This is a genomic window from Bacillus cereus group sp. RP37, from assembly GCF_040459695.1.
Classification (GTDB): Bacteria; Bacillota; Bacilli; order Bacillales; family Bacillaceae_G; genus Bacillus_A.
In genome coordinates this window covers 3,802,658-3,820,537 of the sequence record NZ_JARVHP010000001.1, presented here as the reverse complement: position 1 = coordinate 3,820,537, position 17,880 = coordinate 3,802,658, and the positions used below count along the sequence as shown (strand labels likewise).

The following is a 17,880-nucleotide window of genomic DNA, read 5'->3' as shown; positions in this document are numbered from 1 at the left end:
AACATGTACGAGTTGATTTGATAATAATGATTTAAATGTCTAGATAAGGGGATGAAGTATGCTTGAATTGGAAATTAAGGTGGAGCGTCTTAGGGACGAACAAATAGGCGATATTGTAGCATTATCTTCTTATATTGGCTGGGATTATAATAGAGAAGAAATCGAAACGATTTTTAATTCAGGTATTGTATACGGTGTGTGGAATGAGAGGAAGGAACTTATTGCGAGCGCTGCAATTATATTATATGGAGAGACGTTAGCGTCTATCGGAATGGTAATTGTACATCCAGATTATAAAGGAAGAGGAATTGGAAAGGTAATAACGGATTCATGCGTTAAAAGCGTATCAACTCGAACTCCAATTATGCTTATTGCTACGGATGAGGGAAAGCCTTTATACGAAAAGTTAGGGTTCAGGGCAGTGAGCGATGTTTCTAAATACATATGTAACTCATACAATGCGAATCATAAATATGCAGGAAATGAAGAATATATGATGGATTATGAAGAGGGGAATTTAGAAGAAATAATAAAAATAGATGAATATGCATTTGGAACAAATAGAAAAGAGTTTTTAAAGAAAAGAATTATACAAAGTGAACAGTGTATCGTTGTGAAGGGTAAGGAACAAAATGTACTAGGATATGGTTTAAGCGTACAAACACCAGAAAATAAAATAATAGGACCAGTCGTTGCTAAAAATGATGCGATGGCAATGCGAATTGTTCATCATTTAGCAAGAGATCATAATGGTAAATTGAGAATTGATGTACCAAAAGGAAAGAACAATTTTATGAAAGAATTAGAGGTTGCTGGTTTTAAAAAGGTTAATACACCACCAATTATGATGAGAAATAGTGATCAATTATTAAAAAGGAATAATGGGCTCTATAGTATTGCAGCACAAATTTTTGGGTAAAAAAGAATCCTTTCGTGAAAAGGATTCTTTTTTACAGTTAATTTAATCACGATATTGATCATGAATAGGTTGAAAAAGGTCTTCTTCGACATCTCTAACAACTGAAAAATGATCAACGTTATAATGCCCATGTAAAATTTTATTGTGATGACCAATAATTTGCTCTGCAGACAACACGTTAGAATCAGTGGTTGAATGACCGTTTTTAATTAATGTGACGTCAAAGCCTTGTACAGTTGCTGTTCTAACAGCAGTGTCAATACAATGTTCTGTTTTACATCCACCAATAACAATATGATTAATATTTTCTTCTTTTAAAAGTTCAAGTAAAGAAGTGCCATAGAATGAATTGGTTGCTGCTTTATTAATAAGGGTCGCAGACTGAGGTACTTGAATTTGATTATGTACTTCAAAGCCCACGCCACTACCAGAAGCAACATCGATATCTCTTACGAAAATAATAAGAGCATTAGAATCTATTGCTTTCTGTACAGCTGTATTTAATGTAGATAATAGCTCGGTTTTACGAAAAACCTCATTTTCTTGCTCATTTCCATCCATTAATTCTTGCTGAGCATCGATAATTAATAGTGCTTGTTTCATCGTGTCTCCCCTTTAATATGAAATAAGTTCCACTGTACATATTCCGTTAGATTGATGGGAAATCCTTCATTGCAAGCGAAGTAGACGATAGATTTACAAAGTTGTCAAATAAATTTCATTCTCTTAGCGTGTAAAAACATGTATGATAGGAGATGGAGAATTTTTGAGTAGGTGGGAATAACATGCAAACAGTAGAAGATTATCTTTCATTCTTACATACGAAAGGATTTAAATTATCAGAGGAAGCACAAGGATTTATTATGTTCGGACAAGGATATACTGGTGCGTCTGATGGAATTGTGAACGCGGCAATAGAAGCGACAATTAAACATCAATTACAGTTTGATGGGAGTTATTTTGTTGCGTTATTAGAACGATTGAAAGAAGAAGAAATTACAGATAAAAAAAGCGCTAAGGCTTTTATGCGGAAGTTACAAGGGTAACTTCACGCAGCCTGCGCTTCTTTTTTTGTTTTGGAAGGTAATTCAACAAAAACCATGCCTAGGAAAATACATAGGCATCCGATAATAGCAGAAATAGAAAGTTGTTCGTTTGCAACGAGAACGCCTGTTAATGCAGCAAATACGGGCTCCATTGCGAAAATAATTGCTACTCTCGTTGGAGAAGTATGTTTTTGTGCTGATGTTTGGATGAAAAAAGCAATGGATGTCGCGAATAAGGAAGTTAGAAATAGGGCGAATAAAAAGGAAGAATTCGTCCATAGTGCTACTGAAAATAATTTTTCCCAATCTTCAAACAAAAAGGCGCAAATAGAAGAAAACATACCGACGGCTAATACTTGTGATGTGCTTAGTAATAAAGGTGATATTTTCTTAGAGAAGAAGCCGTTAACAAGAATATGGGCAGCAAAAGCTACTGCACAGCCGAGAACGAGTATATCTCCAATGTTTAATTGAAAAGAATCACCCGCCGTTAATAAGTATAATCCTGCTGTTGCTACAGCAATGCCAATTACGATAAAAAGGGTAGCTTTTTGTTTTAAAAAGATAAAAGACAAAATTGGTACCATAACGATACTAAGCCCTGTTAAGAACCCAGCTTTTGAAGAAGTTGTATAAAGTAAGCCGAATGTTTGTAATACATAGCCAACACATAAAAAGAATCCAACGATTAATCCAGCGAGGTTACTCTGTTTTATATCTTGTTTTGAAGTTTTTTTTGAGAAAATCAGTTGAACGAATAATAAAATAATTCCGGCGAATAAAAAGCGAATACCATTAAAAGTAAATGGACCAACGAAAGACATTGCATTTTGAACGACAACAAACGTAGCTCCCCAAATAAAAGAGACAAATAATAAAGCAAGAGGAGCAACCCAATCTTTTTTCACACCCATACCCCCGTTAATTTTGTAAGATAGCTTTTCTAGCTAATTCATCAGCGACTTTATTTTGACTACTTGGAATCCACTTAATAAAAAAGAGATCGAAACTTTTTATGTACTGCAGTGCTTCCTCTAATAGTGGTGCAAACATTTTATTTTTTGCGTATTCTTTTTCAACAGCTCGCTCAACAAGTTGCGAATCTGTACGAAATGAGACAATGTTATAATTATGCTCCGTGCAATATTTTAATGCCGCAAGTAAAGCGTGGTACTCTGCTTCATGATTGGACATTGTCCCAAGGGGCAATGATAATTGTACAGCTGGTTGCACCCCTTTAATAAACACCCCTGCACCAGAAGGACCAGGATTTCCTTTTGATGCACCATCAATATATACTTCAATCAAAATGTGAAACCTCCAAATGATAAGATGATCCCCTACTTAAATGTTTCTTTGAAGTAGGGGATAGAGTAACTTAGCCGATTGTAATACTATAACGACATGTAAATGTTTCATTCGCTTGTAAAGATTGAATTCCTTTTTTTTCCTTAAAATCTTTTGCTGGATTTATTTCATCAGCAATTCCGTACCAAGGTTCAATACATAAGAAAGGTGCGTTCTCGCCTGGTGTCCATACGCCGACAAATGGGAATCCGTCAAATTCTACTTTTACAAATTTATCATGTTTATGAGAACGAATAGAGATTTCATCCGTATTCATATTTTCAAAAATAAGCGCATCATTTTTAAATAAATCGTATGTAAGTGGTAATTCATTCGTATTTTCAGCGATTAATTGCTTTTTACTTGAAAGATAAGGTCCTTCTAATACGCTTGTTTCTAAGCGTTCAGAACCATTAAATGCTAAATGATAATCTGTAAATGATTCGCCCTCTAATAAGGGGAAGTTGAAACCAGGATGTGCTCCGATTGAGAAGAACATCTCTTTTGAAGCAGGGTTATGTACTTCATATGTTACATGGACGATTTGTCCGTCTAGCTCATAAGAAACGAGTAATTCAAATTCGTATGGGTATTTTTTTAATGTTTCTTCATTACTAGTTACAATATAAGTGATTTTCGTTTCACTTTGTTCTTGTACAGAGAATGTAAGATCACGAGCAAAGCCGTGTTGTGTTAAAGAATATGGTTTACCATCTACGTAGTATGTATTATCTACTAATCGGCCGACAATTGGGAATAAAATTGGTGCGCGGCGCCCCCAATAAGTAGAATCGCCTTGCCATAAGTATTCAGTGTTATCTTCTTTTAAGCGAACGCTTTGTAATTCTGCACCTTTGTCAGAAATGGAAACGATCACTTTTTCATTTTGAATTGTTGCTGTCATGAAGTGAAACCTCCTAAATCTTTCATATGTTTTATTATACGTTGTCTAAAAGAAAAAAGGTAGTTCATGATAGGAATCTATTGACGAAAGAGTGTGTATTGCGTAGAATATAATCTTGTTGCTTAAAAAACGAATAACGTGGTTCGAAACCATCCCACGTAAAAAAACTAAGGAGATTTTGTCATGAATATTAGAACATTAGTCGGTAATGGTATTTTAGCGGCATTATATATTGCTGTTTCTATGCTTATTCAGCCATTTGGCTTTACGAATGTACAATTTCGTATTTCAGAGATGTTTAATCATCTTGTTGTATTTAATAAGAAAGCAATTTACGGAATTGTATTAGGTGTATTTTTAACGAATCTCTTTTTCTCACCTATGATCGCTTACGATTTAGTATTTGGAGTAGGGCAATCTATTCTGGCGCTAGTTGCAACGATTATATCTATGCGATTTATTAAAGGTGTTTGGGCTCGTATGATTTTTAATACAGTTATTTTTACAATTACAATGTTTATGATTGCAATTGAACTTCATCTTGCATTGGGTTTACCGTTTATGTTGTCTTGGTTAACATGTGCAGTCGGTGAATTTGTTGTCATGGCGATCGGTATGCCTGTAATGTACTGGATTAATAAGCGAGTACGATTTGAAAGATTTATGCAATAGATGAAAGAGCTATTCCTATAGGGATAGCTCTTTTTGCATGTGATAATATTGAATATAATTCTTCGACTCTTGATACAATATAATAAAATAAAGTGAGGCTTTCATTAGCTGGATACATATAAGAAGTCTTACATAAGGGGAATCTAGTATGAAATATAAAATTCATTGGTTGTATAAAACAAAAAGCGGTTTGCAGACGGAATTAACGACAGATTATATGAACATAGAAGATGTATTGCAATTTGCGGAGGATTTCGAGAAAACAGGAAGAGTGAAAGAATTATTATTTTACGATGAAATGGATGCAGAATGGTCATTAAAGGAAATGAAGAAGCTGAGCAAACAAGTGGAGGAAGAACCCCAAGAAATACTCGTTTATTTTGATGGCGGCTATGATGTACAGACGAAAGAAGCTGGAGTAGGTATATGTGTATACTATAAAAAAGGAAATACAAAATACCGAATTCGCCGTAATGCATATATAGAAGGTATATATGATAATAATGAAGCGGAATATGCGTCATTATTATACGGTATGAATATACTCGAGGAATTAGGCATTAAGTATGAAGCAGTTACACTTCGCGGTGATTCTCAAGTGGTATTACAACAATTGGCCGGGGAATGGCCTTGCTATGATGAGCATTTAAATCATTATTTAGACCAAATTGAGCAAAAAGCGAAGCAAATGAAATTAAAACTTGTATGTGAGCCAATATCTAGAAAACAAAATAAAGAAGCACATCAATTAGCAACGCAAGCATTAGAAGGAACAGTTATCGATAGTCATAAAGAAATAACCGAATAGAGAGGTGCAACGGTGGATAAAAAGCAACTCATTACAGAGGTAAATGACTTATTAGAAACATATTGTGAAGGGTGTTTTTTGCGAGAACATAATCGGAAGACAAATAGTAAATATTACGCCCATTCATTTTGTATACGTCAATGTACAGTTGGAGAAACATTGAAAAAGTATGGAGAACAGTTGTCATAAAAAACATCCAGAGAACATTCTCTGGATGTTTTTTTAATGCTTCGCTTCATTTAATTGATGCTCGCACTTGCTTAATTTCTTTTCCTCATTCATTAGAAAGGGCTCGTCTAAATCTGTCGCAACAGATTTCATAATTTCAAGCTGAGAGCGAGCTTCTTCTACAGCAGTAGTAGCATGCTCTAATGTATCTGGATCCATTGAAATTGTCGCTGATCCTACCATTTTTTGTGCTGTTTCTACACGGAATTTCACTTCTTCAAAATCATTTACTTCTGATCCCATTATTACTTCCTCCTTTGTATATTGCGCATTTCACATAGTTTTTGCTCTGTAAAACGGAAATATACAAAGGAATAACAAAGGAGGTTACCAAGTAAGGTAACCTCCTGTCATATGTTGGATTAAAGTTTTACTACGTTAGCAGCTTGAGGTCCGCGGTTTCCTTCAGTGATATCGAAAGATACTTCTTGGCCTTCTTCTAAAGCTTTGTAGCCGTCACCTTGAATAGCAGAGAAATGTACGAATACATCGTCAGCGCCTTCCATTTCGATAAATCCAAAACCTTTTTCGTTGTTAAACCATTTTACTTTTCCTTGCATGTTACAATTCCTCCTAAAAACATTTGCTTTTTTCATTTAGTGAAATTCATTTAAAAGATAAGATAAACTAAAAATGCTATAATCTTGAATATTCTGCTAAATGATTAATTTAAATATACACGAATTGGTAGAAATTAGTCAAGTAAGCGATTTTATTTTTTTGTATTTTTAAATAATTTTTCAGCCGAATTTTTAAATAGGTATAGGACAGGCCGAGTATGTAATATTCTTAATTGAATGCTATACATAATGAGGTGAAAGAATGAATGAGTCTTATTTATTAGATAATGAAGGAATGAGAACGAGAACTGACATACCAAATTGGGTTACAAAAGAATTTCAAAATTTTTCGAGTGTCGTGCTAGAACCAACTTTCCCGTGCTATTTCGGCTTAACAGCTTTGAAAAAGAATGAACTTCGTTATTCATTTCTTTCTCATAATGATTGGAGTCATTTGCCACATACAATGTTATCTTTTTTAGAGTTAATGAAAGAGCGGCCAATTGTAAGAAGAGGCTTTTTTCTTTTTGTAGAGCCGGAATGTGAAGAACAATCACTTGAATATTATCGTGATTACTTTTGGAAAGTACTACAATATTTACATGAAAACGATAATCAAACATGGCCGAAGCAAATTCCTGAAGACCCAGACCATTACTTATGGGAATTTTCATTTGGTGGGGAACCGATATTCGCATTTGGAAATGCGCCAGCTTATAAACAACGAAAAACTAGGCATTTAGGGAATTCTCTCGTTATTGGGTTTCAGCCACGGACTATCTTTGATGGATTAGAAGGGGATCGCCCTAAAGGAGCATATTCAAGACAAACGGTCCGGGAGCGAGTTGAAAAGTGGGATCAGTTGCCGAAACATCCTAACATTAGTCATTATGGTGATCCGGATCATCGTGAATGGAAACAATACTTCATAGGAGACGATGTAGAGCCGATAAAAGGAAAATGCCCTTTTCTTCATAGGATAGAAAAGTAAGAGCCATCATCGGGATGGCTCTTTTGCATATTTTGGATAAAAAAGGGTATTTTAGTAGTAAATATTTTGATGAAAGCTAGTCTATTTTTAAACATTACATCATTACTTAATAGTAAAGGAAGTAGAAAGGATAGAGCTATGTTTGGAGCGATTATACAACAAATTGTATTAGGTATTTCATTAGCTGCACCAGTAGGTCCGATTAATATTGAAATGTTAAAACGAGGAATTGAACGAGGTTTTTGGCATGCATGGGTTGTTGGAATTGGTGGAATGACTGCAGATATTTTGTTTATGCTTCTCATCTATTTCGGTTTATCTTCTGTATTTATGTATACATATGTACAAGCTTTTATGTATTGTACAGGGTTTTTCTTGTTATTTTATTTAGGATTTCAAAGTGTAAAACAAGGAATCTTCCACTCGAATATGGAATATAAAAAAGAAGAGGTAGGTGGCCTTAAACAATCGTTTATGGCAGGTTTTTTAATTGCGATATCCAATCCATTAAATCTTGTTTTTTGGTTTGGTATATACGGAAGTACACTTAGCTCATTGCTTACCAAGGTAACGAAACAAGAAGCCTTTTTGTACAGCCTTTGTATTATCGTTGGTATTATTTTATGGAATTTAAATATTGCTTTTTCTGTCCATTTTGGCAGAACTTTATTAAAGCAAAAAGCACTTGGCTATATAACAGCCGGAGCAGGTATTATTTTAGTAGGATATTCTATCCATTTTGCATACAAAGCTTTACAGTTGTTCACATAAGATTGAAGGGGAGATTTTTATGTATCGAACCACTATTGACGGAAAAGAAATTATTATTACGTTAGCACCAAAAATCCGAAAAGAAATTACTGATAGGAATCCACTATATGAAGCGGTATTTCATAATGCAGCAAGATTACTACAAACAAAGCAACCAACGTTTGCGGTAAATCATGAAGTACTTGGGCTCATTATTGGAGAGGTACAAAGAGGAGAAGTAACAGTGTTTGCGGTGGAACATATTATTCCGAAGCAAAATATATTTGGATCGAATAATTTTTTCTCGACAATAGAGCAACAGGCAAATTTGTAAAGGGAATAGAATAAGAATAGAAAATAAAAGAAATAGTCGTAACGATATGTTGCGGCTGTTTTTTTGGAAAAGGGGAAGAAAGATGAAGAGAGTGGGGAAAGAGTTCTTTTTACAACATGATATCGTTATTATGTATAGTATTCTAATTATTTTCATCATTATTTTAAAAATGCAATTTTTTACATGGATCGGTATGTTAGCGTGTTTGTTTGGTATTGTTTTTTATACGCTTAACGAATATATGACACATCGGTTTTTATTCCATTTAAAGCCACCTAAAAACGTATTTTTATTAAAAATGTTAAGAAGATTACATTATGATCATCACGTATATCCAGATGATTTAAAACTTTTATTTTTGCCTGTATGGTTTAGTATACCTAGCTTTACTATATATTTACTTATATCATACGGTATAACAAAAAGTGTTACTATTACACTTTCATTCGGAATCGGAATGATTATCATGCTTCTCGTTTATGAATGGAAACATTATATTGCGCATAAGCCAATTCGTCCTTTCACTAAGTTTGGAAGATGGTTAAAAAAACAGCACATATTACACCATTATAAAAATGAAAAGTTTTGGTTTGGTGTTTCAAATCCAGTATTTGATTTCCTATTTGGAACACTTAAAGATGGAAAAGACGTTGAATTAAGCGAAACAGCTCGTAATTTAGAAAAAGAGAAAAAGACAGAAGTAGTGCGATAAGCGCTACTTTTTATTTTATTTTAACGAGAATAAAAGCTCGATTGGTACGGGTTGAAAAGTAAAAATTTTATGTTGAAAAAGTATATTAAAAACTTAGGGAAAAATGCCGAAAAATGTCTATCGAAAAATCTTTGCAGGAATGTATGGATTGTCTAAAATGAAAATAAGTTTCTGAATATTTATAAAATTTAGTCTTTAGGTATACAAGGGGGAATTGTATTTCTAGTAAGAGAGGGGATCGGAGAATGAAACGAGATGATACGTCAGCACGTAAGTTACAAAATGAGGTGAATTATACAGAGGTTGTTCAGTCAGAAGAATTTCAATTGCTATTAAATACGAAAAAGAAGTTTATCGTTCCGATGAGTATTTTCTTTTTAAGCTTTTTTATTGCACTACCTATTTTAACATCGTATTCAAAGGTGCTCAATACACCAGCATTTGGTGATGTTACATGGGCATGGGTATTTGCTTTCGCACAATTTATTATGACATGGGCATTATGTATGATTTATAGCAAAAAGGCGGAATCATTTGATGAAATCTCGCAAAAAATTCTACAAGATATGCAAAAAGGGAGGGGCTGAACTTGAATACGACTGCGTTTGCACTATTTTTAATTATTGTCCTTGGTACGCTAGTCATAACCTATTTTGCATCGAAAAAAACGAAAAATGCGAGTGAATTTTATACGGCTGGAGGGGGATTAACTGGTTGGCAAAATGGGCTGGCCATTGCGGGAGATTATATGTCTGCTGCGTCATTTCTTGGTATAGCCGGGGCGATCGCGTTAACTGGGTTTGATGGATTCTTTTATAGTATCGGCTTTTTAGTTGCTTATTTAGTTGTTCTATACCTTGTCGCAGAACCGCTTAGAAATTTAGGGAAGTACACGTTAGCAGATATGATTGCGGCGCGTTTTGATGCGAAAAAAGTTCGCGGAGTTGCAGCGCTTAATACGATGACGATTTCGATTTTTTATATGATTGCACAATTAGTTGGGGCTGGTGCACTTATTAAATTATTATTAGGAATCGAATATACGACATCAGTTTTAATCGTTGGTACATTAATGACAGTGTACGTTATTTTTGGTGGAATGACTGCGACGAGTTGGGTACAAATTGTTAAGGCTGTACTACTTATGGCTGGTACATTTATTATTTCTGTTATCGTTTTCTCCAAATTTAATTTCAGTGTGACTGAAATGTTTGCGCAAATGAAAACAGCTACACCATTAAAAGATTCGTTTTTAAATCCAGGAGTAAAGTATAAAGATGGTCTTGATACGCTATCTTTAAATTTAGGACTAGTCCTTGGTACTGCAGGATTACCACATATTCTTGTTCGCTTTTTTACAGTACGTGATGCAAAAACAGCACGTCAATCTGTTGTATACGCTACGTGGTTAATTGGTGCATTTTATATTATGACAATTTTCTTAGGGTTTGGAGCAGCGGCGTTTGTAGGAAATGAGGCAATTATGAAAGCAAACCCTGCTGGTAATATGGCAGCACCTTTATTAGCTAAAGCGTTAGGTGGAGATTTCTTATTTGCTTTCGTATCAGCCATTGCCTTTGCAACAATTTTAGCTGTAGTGGCAGGACTTGTATTAACAGCGGCATCAGCATTCGCGCATGATTTTTATAATGAGATTCTTCGCAAAGGAAAATCAACGGAAAAAGAGCAAGTGTCCATGGCTCGTTATGCGTCTATTGGAGTAGCGGTATTATCTATTATATTAGCGTTATTTGCTCAAACATTGAACGTAGCATTTTTAGTTTCATTAGCATTTGCGGTTGCAGCGAGTGCAAACTTGCCAGTTATATTATTCACAATATATTGGAAGCGCTTCAATACAACAGGTGCCATCTCTGGTATGATTGTTGGTCTTGTATCAGCAATTGTTCTTGTAGCGTTAAGTCCAAATGTTTGGAACCCTGTAGCTGGAAAAGCTATATTTGTTGGGGAAGCGATATTCCCATATACGACACCTGGAATTATTTCGATTCCGCTCGGATTCCTGGCAGCATATTTAGGAACCGTTTTATCTAGTAAGAAAGAAGATGCTGCGAAATTTGATGAAATTCTTGTGAAATCTAATACTGGACATGGTATTAGTGATGCATCCTCGCATTAAAAAAGAGGGGCTTTTCGATAGATAAGAAAAGCTCCTTTTTCTTTTGTCATTTTCTTGTAAATAATACTGCTTTGTAAGTAGGATTTGTCTTAATTTTGTGGAATGAAAATAAGCAGGGAGAAATTTAAATCATCATGGCACCAGCGCAGCTTTTGTGAAAAATAAGTTGTTATGGAAGGTGGAAGAAATGATGAAAACGAAACAGACTGATGAATTATTAGCAAAAGACGAGCAATATGTGTGGCACGGAATGCGTCCCTTTAGTCCAAATAGTACAATGATAGGGGCAAAAGCAGAAGGGTGCTGGGTTGAAGATATACAAGGAAAAAGATATTTAGATGGAATGAGTGGTCTTTGGTGTGTGAATAGTGGATACGGAAGAAAAGAGCTCGCAGAGGCGGCTTATAAGCAATTACAAACATTATCATATTTTCCGATGTCACAATCGCATGAACCGGCTATAAAGCTTGCAGAAAAATTAAATGAGTGGCTTGGAGGAGAGTATGTTATTTTCTTCTCTAATAGTGGTTCGGAAGCGAATGAAACAGCTTTTAAAATAGCAAGGCAATACTATGCTCAAAAAGGTGAACCACATCGTTATAAATTTATGTCACGTTACCGCGGGTATCATGGAAATACAATGGCAACGATGGCAGCGACGGGACAAGCACAACGTAGATATCAATATGAGCCATTTGCTTCAGGATTTTTACATGTAACGCCGCCAGATTGTTATCGTATGCCTGAAATAGAAACAGAGAACATTTATGATGTAGAATGTGTAAAAGAAGTAGATCGTGTCATGACATGGGAATTAAGTGAAACGATTGCAGCTTTTATTATGGAACCAATTATTACGGGCGGAGGCATTTTAATGCCGCCACAAGACTATATGAAAGCTGTTCATGAAACGTGTCAAAAACACGGTGCACTACTCATTAGTGATGAAGTGATTTGCGGTTTCGGACGTACAGGAAAAGCGTTTGGATTTATGAATTATGATGTAAAGCCAGATATTATTACGATGGCAAAAGGGATCACGAGTGCATATTTACCGTTATCAGCGACAGCTGTGAAAAAAGAAATATATGAAGCATTTAAAGGGAAGGGAGAATATGAATTCTTCCGTCATATTAATACATTTGGTGGAAATCCTGCGGCTTGTGCATTAGCGCTTAAAAACTTAGAGATTATGGAAAATGAAAATTTAATTGAGCGATCTGCACAAATGGGCTCGCTTTTATTAGAGCAATTAAAAGAAGAAATCGGGGAACATCCGTTAGTTGGAAATATTAGAGGAAAAGGTCTACTAGTTGGAATCGAACTAGTAAATGATAAAGAGACGAAAGAGCCAATTGATAACGATAAAATTGCAAGTGTTGTAAATGCTTGTAAAGAAAAAGGTTTAATTATAGGACGAAACGGCATGACAACAGCAGGATATAATAACGTCTTAACATTAGCACCACCACTTGTTATTTCAAGTGAAGAAATTGCTTTCGTTGTTGGAACGTTGAAGACGGCGATGGAACGTATTTAATGAATGAAGCGAGCTGTAATATACAGCTCGCTTTTGTTTATTATGTGAAATATGATAAATTTTCAAAGGGAGGGAATTATTATGAAGAAATAAGATCCTAGTCAACATTATCACATCGGATATTATGAAGATGGACATGATTTAGAGGTGACGGCATACAAAAGACTACATGAACCAGTTTGGGATGCTTATATTCCGCACTATGAGGCAGGCAATTTTTATAAGAAAGTGGAGGAAATGAAGCTAGGTGAATATATAGATGATTATGGTATTATGGTGTATTCATTTCGTAATGATATTGATGATGAAGAAGCACGAATTATTTTTGAAAAATGGTTGAAAAAGAACGGGATTGTTTAAAGATACAATAAAAAGGAGATTGCTATCTTATAAGGTAGCAATCTCCTTTTATTATATGAAACTTATTTACTTGCTTTCAGTGCTTTATCTTTTGCACCAAAAGTGTATTTTAACATTGGTGGTGTAATCATTGTAGTTAAAATAACGACAATAACGATAGCTGTAAAGTAATCTTGTGCTAGTAGACCTGAAGAAAGTCCTGTTCCTGCGATGATAAGTGCAACTTCACCACGAGAAACCATTCCAGCACCGATAATTGCAGAAGACTTAGCGTCAAATCCAGTCATTCGTGCACCGAATCCACAACCGATTAGTTTCGTTAATACTGCGATGACTGTTAAAGCTAGGATGAACCAAATTTGATTGCCAATACCATCAAATGTAATATTCATACCGATACTTACGAAGAACACTGGAACGAACATAGCGTAAGCAATTGGTTCTACTTTCTTTTCTACTTCATGTTTGTAGTTCGTTTGAGAAATAGCGATACCAGCTGCGAAAGCACCGATAATACCAGCAATTCCTAATAGTTCGCCGAAATATGCGAATGAGAAACAGATGATAAGAGCCGCGCTCACGATAGACTCAGATACGCGTAGTGGTGATAACCAGCGCATAATCGCAGGAACACCTTTCCATCCGATTAAAATAATAGAAGCGAAGAATACAACTTTCTTCAAGATAACCATTGTTAAGTTAACATCGTCTGTACCTAAGAAGCTCATTGCAAATGCTAATAAAATAACAACAAGAATGTCATCAAATACAGCAGCACCAAGCATCGTTGTACTTTCACGTGTTTTCATCTTTCCTAAATCGCGAAGTGTTTGTACGGAAATACTAACACTTGTCGCACATAGAAGTAATCCTAAAAATACAGCATTTCCTTGTTCCATTCCCATAATAAGACCAGAAACGTAACCACCTACGAATGGAAGAACGATACCTCCAAGTGCAACTGCTAAAGAAGAATTACGATTTGCGTTTAATTCTTCTAAGTCTGTTTCAAGTCCTGCCATAAACATTAAAAGAATAACACCGACATTACTTAATTGTGTTAGAAGCTCTGAATTTTCAATCCAACCTAATACAGCTGGACCGATAACGATACCGACAATTAATTTACCTAGTACAGAAGGTTGACCTAATCTAACACTAAGATCACCAGCAAGCTTTGTACTTAATAAAATAAGTGCAATTTGAAAGAAAAATTCGAATTCCATCGGATCCTCTCCTCATCATTTTTATTTTTATCATACGATTTCTCGGAATTTGCCTAATGAAAATATGTAAAACCCATTAAACAAAGGGTCTGATTACAAGTTCTTTTGAACTCGTAATTTGAACCTGTAATTAATATATAATAAAATGTATGAAAAATCAATGAAAAAATAGCAGATTTTCATGATAGGATTCGATTTAGATATGGAGGGAATCACTATATAATAAGAAGAAATAGGGCACATTTTTATGAATTGGAGAAAGAAATATGTTATTAGATAAACGTTTTACAATTGGAGAAATGGCAAAAATGCATAATATAGCGGAATCTACTTTACGTTATTATGATGAAAAGGGAATTTTTCATCCGTCCATTGTGGACCCACAAACAAATTATCGCTATTACACAATCGATCAATTTTCACTATTAGATACGATTAAGTTTTTACGCCAATTAAATATTCCATTAAAGGAAATTAAGAAATATATTGATGAAAGAAATCCAGCATACGCACTCAATTTACTAGAAAAACAACAAGAAATGATGTTGAAAAAACAAAGAGAAATTGAGTATGCTTTGGCGAAAATGGAGCATAGAATTCATTTAATTAAGGAAGCAACAAAAGCAAAAGCTGAACAAATGGTAATTAAAGAGATCCCGCAGCGAAAAATTACAGCAATTGCGGTTGCCCCGAATACGACGGATGATATGTTTGAGTACTACATCCATTCGTTGCAAAAAAATATGAGGCAAATGGATGATAGTTTATTTTCTGGAGATATTGGTGTAACTGTTGCGAAAAAAGGGCTCATGCAAAATGAGTTTCAAGCATATAGCAGTGTTTTTATTCTTTTGGATTACATGCCTTTTCAAGTACATAGTGCAGATGAAATTAAAGAAGGTATATTTGCCTGTGTATATCACCATGGACCATATGAAGAAACTGATGAAACATATAAGAAGTTAATGAAATACATTGATCAAGAGGGATATGAAGTAGACGGAGATGCGATTGAGATTGCATTAATTGATTGGTCTGTAACAGAAAATCCGGAGGAGCAAGTAACGGAAATTCAAATTCCTGTAGTGAAAAAATAAGGTGAAAACCTTTGAAATGATTACAAATTCACATTCATTAGTACAATTCAGTTACCTATTTTTTAATTCTCTCTTGACCTTCAAGTTACTTGAAGGTTTAAACTGTGAACAGAGCGTTGAAAAAAGGAGCATACTAGTATGGAAGTAACAGAAAAATTAAGAGAAAAACCAATTAAAAGTTTATTTATTTCTTATTTAATACCATCCGTTCTTGGAATGGTATTAATGTCAGTTAATATTGTGATTGACGCGGTTATGATTAGTAGAGGAGTTGGAGCGAACGGTTTAGCAGGAGTAAACGTCGCTATTCCAGCGTTTTCAATTTTCTTCTCGATTTCATTGTGGATCGGAATGGGCGGGGCAACGCTATATTCCATTGCACTAGGTGAAAATAAATTAGAAAGAGCAAGGTCTATTTTTACTCAATCTATGACGGTAGCAGTCATTATCGTAGGTATTTTAGCAGCGATTTGTTTATGGAGAATAGAAGATTTAGCATACTTATTCGGTGCAAATGAAGTGATTTTACCGTATGCGTTAGACTATTTACATGTGTTATTAACATTTGGAATGATATACGTTTTAGAAAATATTTTAAGTACATTTATACGAAATGATGGAAATCCTAATTTAGCAATGGCAGGTCTAGTTGTAACTGCTGTATTAAATATAGTGTTTGACTATATCTTTATTTTCATCTTTGGATGGGGCGTAACAGGTGCTGCTTCAGCGACGATTCTTTCAGCAGCAATTGGCTTCCTCGTATTATTAACTCACTTCTTTAGAAAAAGTAGTATTTTAAAGTGGACGAAATTCCATTTTGAATGGGATACGATTAAACAAATTATGATAATAGGTTTCCCAAGCTTTACAACAGAAAGTACGGTCGCAATCGTAACGATTGGTTTTAATATCGCATTCGTCCAATATGCAGGAGAAGTAGGAGTTGCTTCCTATGCGATGGTAAATAGTATTCACGCGATGACATTACTATTATTCTTCGGTGTAGGTGCTGCATTGCAACCAATTGCTAGTTTCCATTACGGTGCAAATTTAGCAGAAAGATTGCGTGAAGGTTTACAGTTTGCTGTGAAAATTGCAGTTGTACTCGGAGGCGTTGCAATAATTGTCGGATTATTCTTCGGGAAATATATTATTGGTCTATTTGATGTCCAATCTCCAGAATTATTGGAGTTAACATTAACAGGTATTAGTTTGTTCTTTATCCAATACGTATTTTTAGGCTATAACATTGTGTATGGAGAGTATTTCCAATCAGTGCGACAAACGAAGAAATCGGTGCTTATTATAATGAGCCGAGGGTTACTATTTATAATTCCATTGTTATGGATTATGCCAAAGTTATTTGGGATAAACGGAATTTGGCTCGTTATGCCAGTAGCGGAAGTGTTGACAGCGATTATCGTATTTACGATGAATCGTATGAAACATCCTGTTCCATTAAACATGGCAGGAGAGAAAGAAGTAATATAATGAAGAAATCCCCTTGAGCAAGTAAGGGGATTTTTTATTTTTTTAAACTAATAGCAAAAGATCCATCTGTTTCTTGAACAGACGCAAAGGCAACGTTTTTAATATTTGTGATGCCTTTTTCTTTTAATTCTTTATATAACCACTTTTCGTCCTTATGAATTAGCTTTAAGTTATCGTATTGAATTTGTGAATCAACGATAAGAGCAATTGGTAATCCGGCATACGTAACATCTATGTTCAAATCTTTTGGGGTTAATGGTACAAGTTCACGTTTTGGTAAAATACTAATGGCTCCATTGGCTTCTAAAATAGCGTATTCAATTTCATGAACACTTGGGTATCCTGCGACGCGAAGGTTAGAAAGTAATTCAGCGATGGGATATCTACTTTTTTGTAAGTTCTCAAAAATAATGTCACCATGTTTAATTAAAATGATAGGGTGCCCGAGAATAAAACGATTTAGTTTGTTGAATAGGCTTAATTTTGTAAGGATTAAATGCAAACATGTAATAACGACCATACCAAGAAAAGCTTGTAAAGCACCAGAGACTGGTATGGCTTGAAAAGCTAAATAAGATAAAAAGATAATAGCACCAAAATCATGAGGAGTTAGTTGTGCTAAAGCTGATTTACCGAGCATCTTAAGTGATAGTAAAAATAAGATGAAAAAGAACGATACGTTACATAAAAAGAGAAGCAATAGAGACACTCCTTCGTGCAAAGTTGTACTTACTGTTCCCGAAAGGAATATA

The 17,880-nt window shown here is 34.8% G+C and carries 23 protein-coding genes and 1 riboswitch; of the genes, 15 read left to right on the top strand and 8 right to left on the bottom strand.

Going from position 1 to position 17,880, the window contains the following annotated elements; translation table 11 throughout:
- Positions 1 to 58: 58 nt before the first annotated feature.
- Positions 59 to 919 carry a GNAT family N-acetyltransferase gene (locus QCI44_RS20165; protein ID WP_016088574.1) on the top strand — a complete coding sequence of 287 codons (861 nt, stop codon included), beginning with the start codon at positions 59 to 61 and terminating at the stop codon, positions 917 to 919.
- A gap of 42 nt (positions 920 to 961) precedes the next feature.
- On the opposite strand, the gene QCI44_RS20160 is transcribed toward QCI44_RS20165, so the two are convergent.
- Entirely contained in the window at positions 962 to 1,522 is a 561-nt protein-coding gene (locus tag QCI44_RS20160) for a cysteine hydrolase family protein (RefSeq protein WP_098505906.1), read from the bottom strand.
- Positions 1,523 to 1,704: 182 nt separating this feature from the next.
- Here QCI44_RS20160 and QCI44_RS20155 point away from each other — a divergent pair, with 182 nt between their 5' ends.
- Complete coding sequence (locus QCI44_RS20155) at positions 1,705 to 1,965, top strand: DUF6123 family protein (RefSeq protein WP_088083520.1); 261 nt, start codon at positions 1,705 to 1,707, stop codon at positions 1,963 to 1,965.
- Between the two features lie 2 nt (positions 1,966 to 1,967).
- Here QCI44_RS20155 and QCI44_RS20150 read toward each other — a convergent pair whose 3' ends face one another.
- From QCI44_RS20150 to QCI44_RS20140, 3 genes are all read right to left on the bottom strand, one after another.
- Positions 1,968 to 2,873, bottom strand: a complete 906-nt coding sequence (locus QCI44_RS20150) for a DMT family transporter (RefSeq protein ID WP_353811418.1) — start codon at positions 2,871 to 2,873, stop codon at positions 1,968 to 1,970.
- Positions 2,874 to 2,886: 13 nt separating this feature from the next.
- Entirely contained in the window at positions 2,887 to 3,273 is a 387-nt protein-coding gene (locus QCI44_RS20145; RefSeq protein ID WP_000573873.1) for a reverse transcriptase-like protein, read from the bottom strand.
- A gap of 70 nt (positions 3,274 to 3,343) precedes the next feature.
- Positions 3,344 to 4,216 (bottom strand): aldose 1-epimerase family protein, encoded by an 873-nt coding sequence (locus QCI44_RS20140; protein WP_098404961.1) that lies wholly within the window; start codon positions 4,214 to 4,216, stop codon positions 3,344 to 3,346.
- Positions 4,217 to 4,348: 132 nt separating this feature from the next.
- Positions 4,349 to 4,393, top strand: a riboswitch (PreQ1 riboswitch).
- Positions 4,394 to 4,399: 6 nt separating this feature from the next.
- Here QCI44_RS20140 and QCI44_RS20135 point away from each other — a divergent pair.
- From QCI44_RS20135 to QCI44_RS20125, 3 genes are all read left to right on the top strand, one after another.
- Positions 4,400 to 4,888, top strand: a complete 489-nt coding sequence (locus QCI44_RS20135) for a QueT transporter family protein (RefSeq protein ID WP_016088570.1) — start codon at positions 4,400 to 4,402, stop codon at positions 4,886 to 4,888.
- A 148-nt stretch (positions 4,889 to 5,036) separates the two neighbouring features.
- Positions 5,037 to 5,696, top strand: coding sequence for a ribonuclease H family protein (locus tag QCI44_RS20130; protein WP_016088569.1), 660 nt, complete (start codon positions 5,037 to 5,039; stop codon positions 5,694 to 5,696).
- A 12-nt stretch (positions 5,697 to 5,708) separates the two neighbouring features.
- Entirely contained in the window at positions 5,709 to 5,885 is a 177-nt protein-coding gene (locus QCI44_RS20125; protein ID WP_000358801.1) for a zinc-finger domain-containing protein, read from the top strand.
- A gap of 33 nt (positions 5,886 to 5,918) precedes the next feature.
- Here QCI44_RS20125 and QCI44_RS20120 read toward each other — a convergent pair whose 3' ends face one another.
- Positions 5,919 to 6,167: a DUF2564 family protein gene (locus tag QCI44_RS20120; RefSeq protein WP_016088568.1), complete on the bottom strand. Its 249-nt coding sequence runs from the start codon at positions 6,165 to 6,167 to the stop codon at positions 5,919 to 5,921.
- A 119-nt stretch (positions 6,168 to 6,286) separates the two neighbouring features.
- Positions 6,287 to 6,484, bottom strand: a complete 198-nt coding sequence (gene cspB, locus QCI44_RS20115; protein WP_001161731.1) for a cold shock-like protein CspB — start codon at positions 6,482 to 6,484, stop codon at positions 6,287 to 6,289.
- A gap of 262 nt (positions 6,485 to 6,746) precedes the next feature.
- Between cspB and QCI44_RS20110 the strand changes: the two genes are divergently transcribed.
- The 8 genes from QCI44_RS20110 (at position 6,747) to QCI44_RS20075 (ending at position 13,311) form a co-directional block, all read left to right on the top strand.
- A complete protein-coding gene (locus QCI44_RS20110; protein WP_016134041.1) occupies positions 6,747 to 7,475 on the top strand; it encodes a YqcI/YcgG family protein in 729 nt (242 codons plus the stop codon).
- Positions 7,476 to 7,613: 138 nt separating this feature from the next.
- Positions 7,614 to 8,246, top strand: coding sequence for a LysE family transporter (locus QCI44_RS20105; protein WP_016088566.1), 633 nt, complete (start codon positions 7,614 to 7,616; stop codon positions 8,244 to 8,246).
- Between the two features lie 19 nt (positions 8,247 to 8,265).
- Positions 8,266 to 8,559, top strand: a complete 294-nt coding sequence (locus QCI44_RS20100; protein WP_016088565.1) for a hypothetical protein — start codon at positions 8,266 to 8,268, stop codon at positions 8,557 to 8,559.
- A gap of 82 nt (positions 8,560 to 8,641) precedes the next feature.
- Positions 8,642 to 9,271: a sterol desaturase family protein gene (locus tag QCI44_RS20095; protein WP_088083522.1), complete on the top strand. Its 630-nt coding sequence runs from the start codon at positions 8,642 to 8,644 to the stop codon at positions 9,269 to 9,271.
- 245 nt (positions 9,272 to 9,516) lie between these two features.
- Positions 9,517 to 9,858: a DUF485 domain-containing protein gene (locus QCI44_RS20090; protein WP_016088563.1), complete on the top strand. Its 342-nt coding sequence runs from the start codon at positions 9,517 to 9,519 to the stop codon at positions 9,856 to 9,858.
- Between the two features lie 2 nt (positions 9,859 to 9,860).
- Entirely contained in the window at positions 9,861 to 11,411 is a 1,551-nt protein-coding gene (locus QCI44_RS20085; RefSeq protein WP_016088562.1) for a solute symporter family protein, read from the top strand.
- A gap of 190 nt (positions 11,412 to 11,601) precedes the next feature.
- The gene (locus QCI44_RS20080) at positions 11,602 to 12,951 is read left to right on the top strand and encodes an aspartate aminotransferase family protein (RefSeq protein WP_116349057.1); all 1,350 of its coding nucleotides are present in this window, start codon (positions 11,602 to 11,604) and stop codon (positions 12,949 to 12,951) included.
- Positions 12,952 to 13,065: 114 nt separating this feature from the next.
- A complete protein-coding gene (locus QCI44_RS20075; RefSeq protein WP_098505911.1) occupies positions 13,066 to 13,311 on the top strand; it encodes a DUF3986 family protein in 246 nt (81 codons plus the stop codon).
- A 62-nt stretch (positions 13,312 to 13,373) separates the two neighbouring features.
- Here QCI44_RS20075 and QCI44_RS20070 read toward each other — a convergent pair whose 3' ends face one another.
- Positions 13,374 to 14,537 (bottom strand): cation:proton antiporter, encoded by a 1,164-nt coding sequence (locus QCI44_RS20070; protein ID WP_016088559.1) that lies wholly within the window; start codon positions 14,535 to 14,537, stop codon positions 13,374 to 13,376.
- 266 nt (positions 14,538 to 14,803) lie between these two features.
- On the opposite strand from QCI44_RS20070, the gene QCI44_RS20065 reads away from it, so the two are divergent.
- Positions 14,804 to 15,634: a MerR family transcriptional regulator gene (locus QCI44_RS20065; protein WP_016088558.1), complete on the top strand. Its 831-nt coding sequence runs from the start codon at positions 14,804 to 14,806 to the stop codon at positions 15,632 to 15,634.
- A 138-nt stretch (positions 15,635 to 15,772) separates the two neighbouring features.
- Positions 15,773 to 17,128, top strand: a complete 1,356-nt coding sequence (locus QCI44_RS20060) for an MATE family efflux transporter (RefSeq protein WP_353811417.1) — start codon at positions 15,773 to 15,775, stop codon at positions 17,126 to 17,128.
- A 34-nt stretch (positions 17,129 to 17,162) separates the two neighbouring features.
- Here the strand turns inward: QCI44_RS20060 and QCI44_RS20055 are convergent, their stop codons facing one another.
- Positions 17,163 to 17,828 carry a DUF421 domain-containing protein gene (locus tag QCI44_RS20055; RefSeq protein ID WP_016088556.1) on the bottom strand — a complete coding sequence of 222 codons (666 nt, stop codon included), beginning with the start codon at positions 17,826 to 17,828 and terminating at the stop codon, positions 17,163 to 17,165.
- Positions 17,829 to 17,880 lie beyond the last annotated feature (52 nt).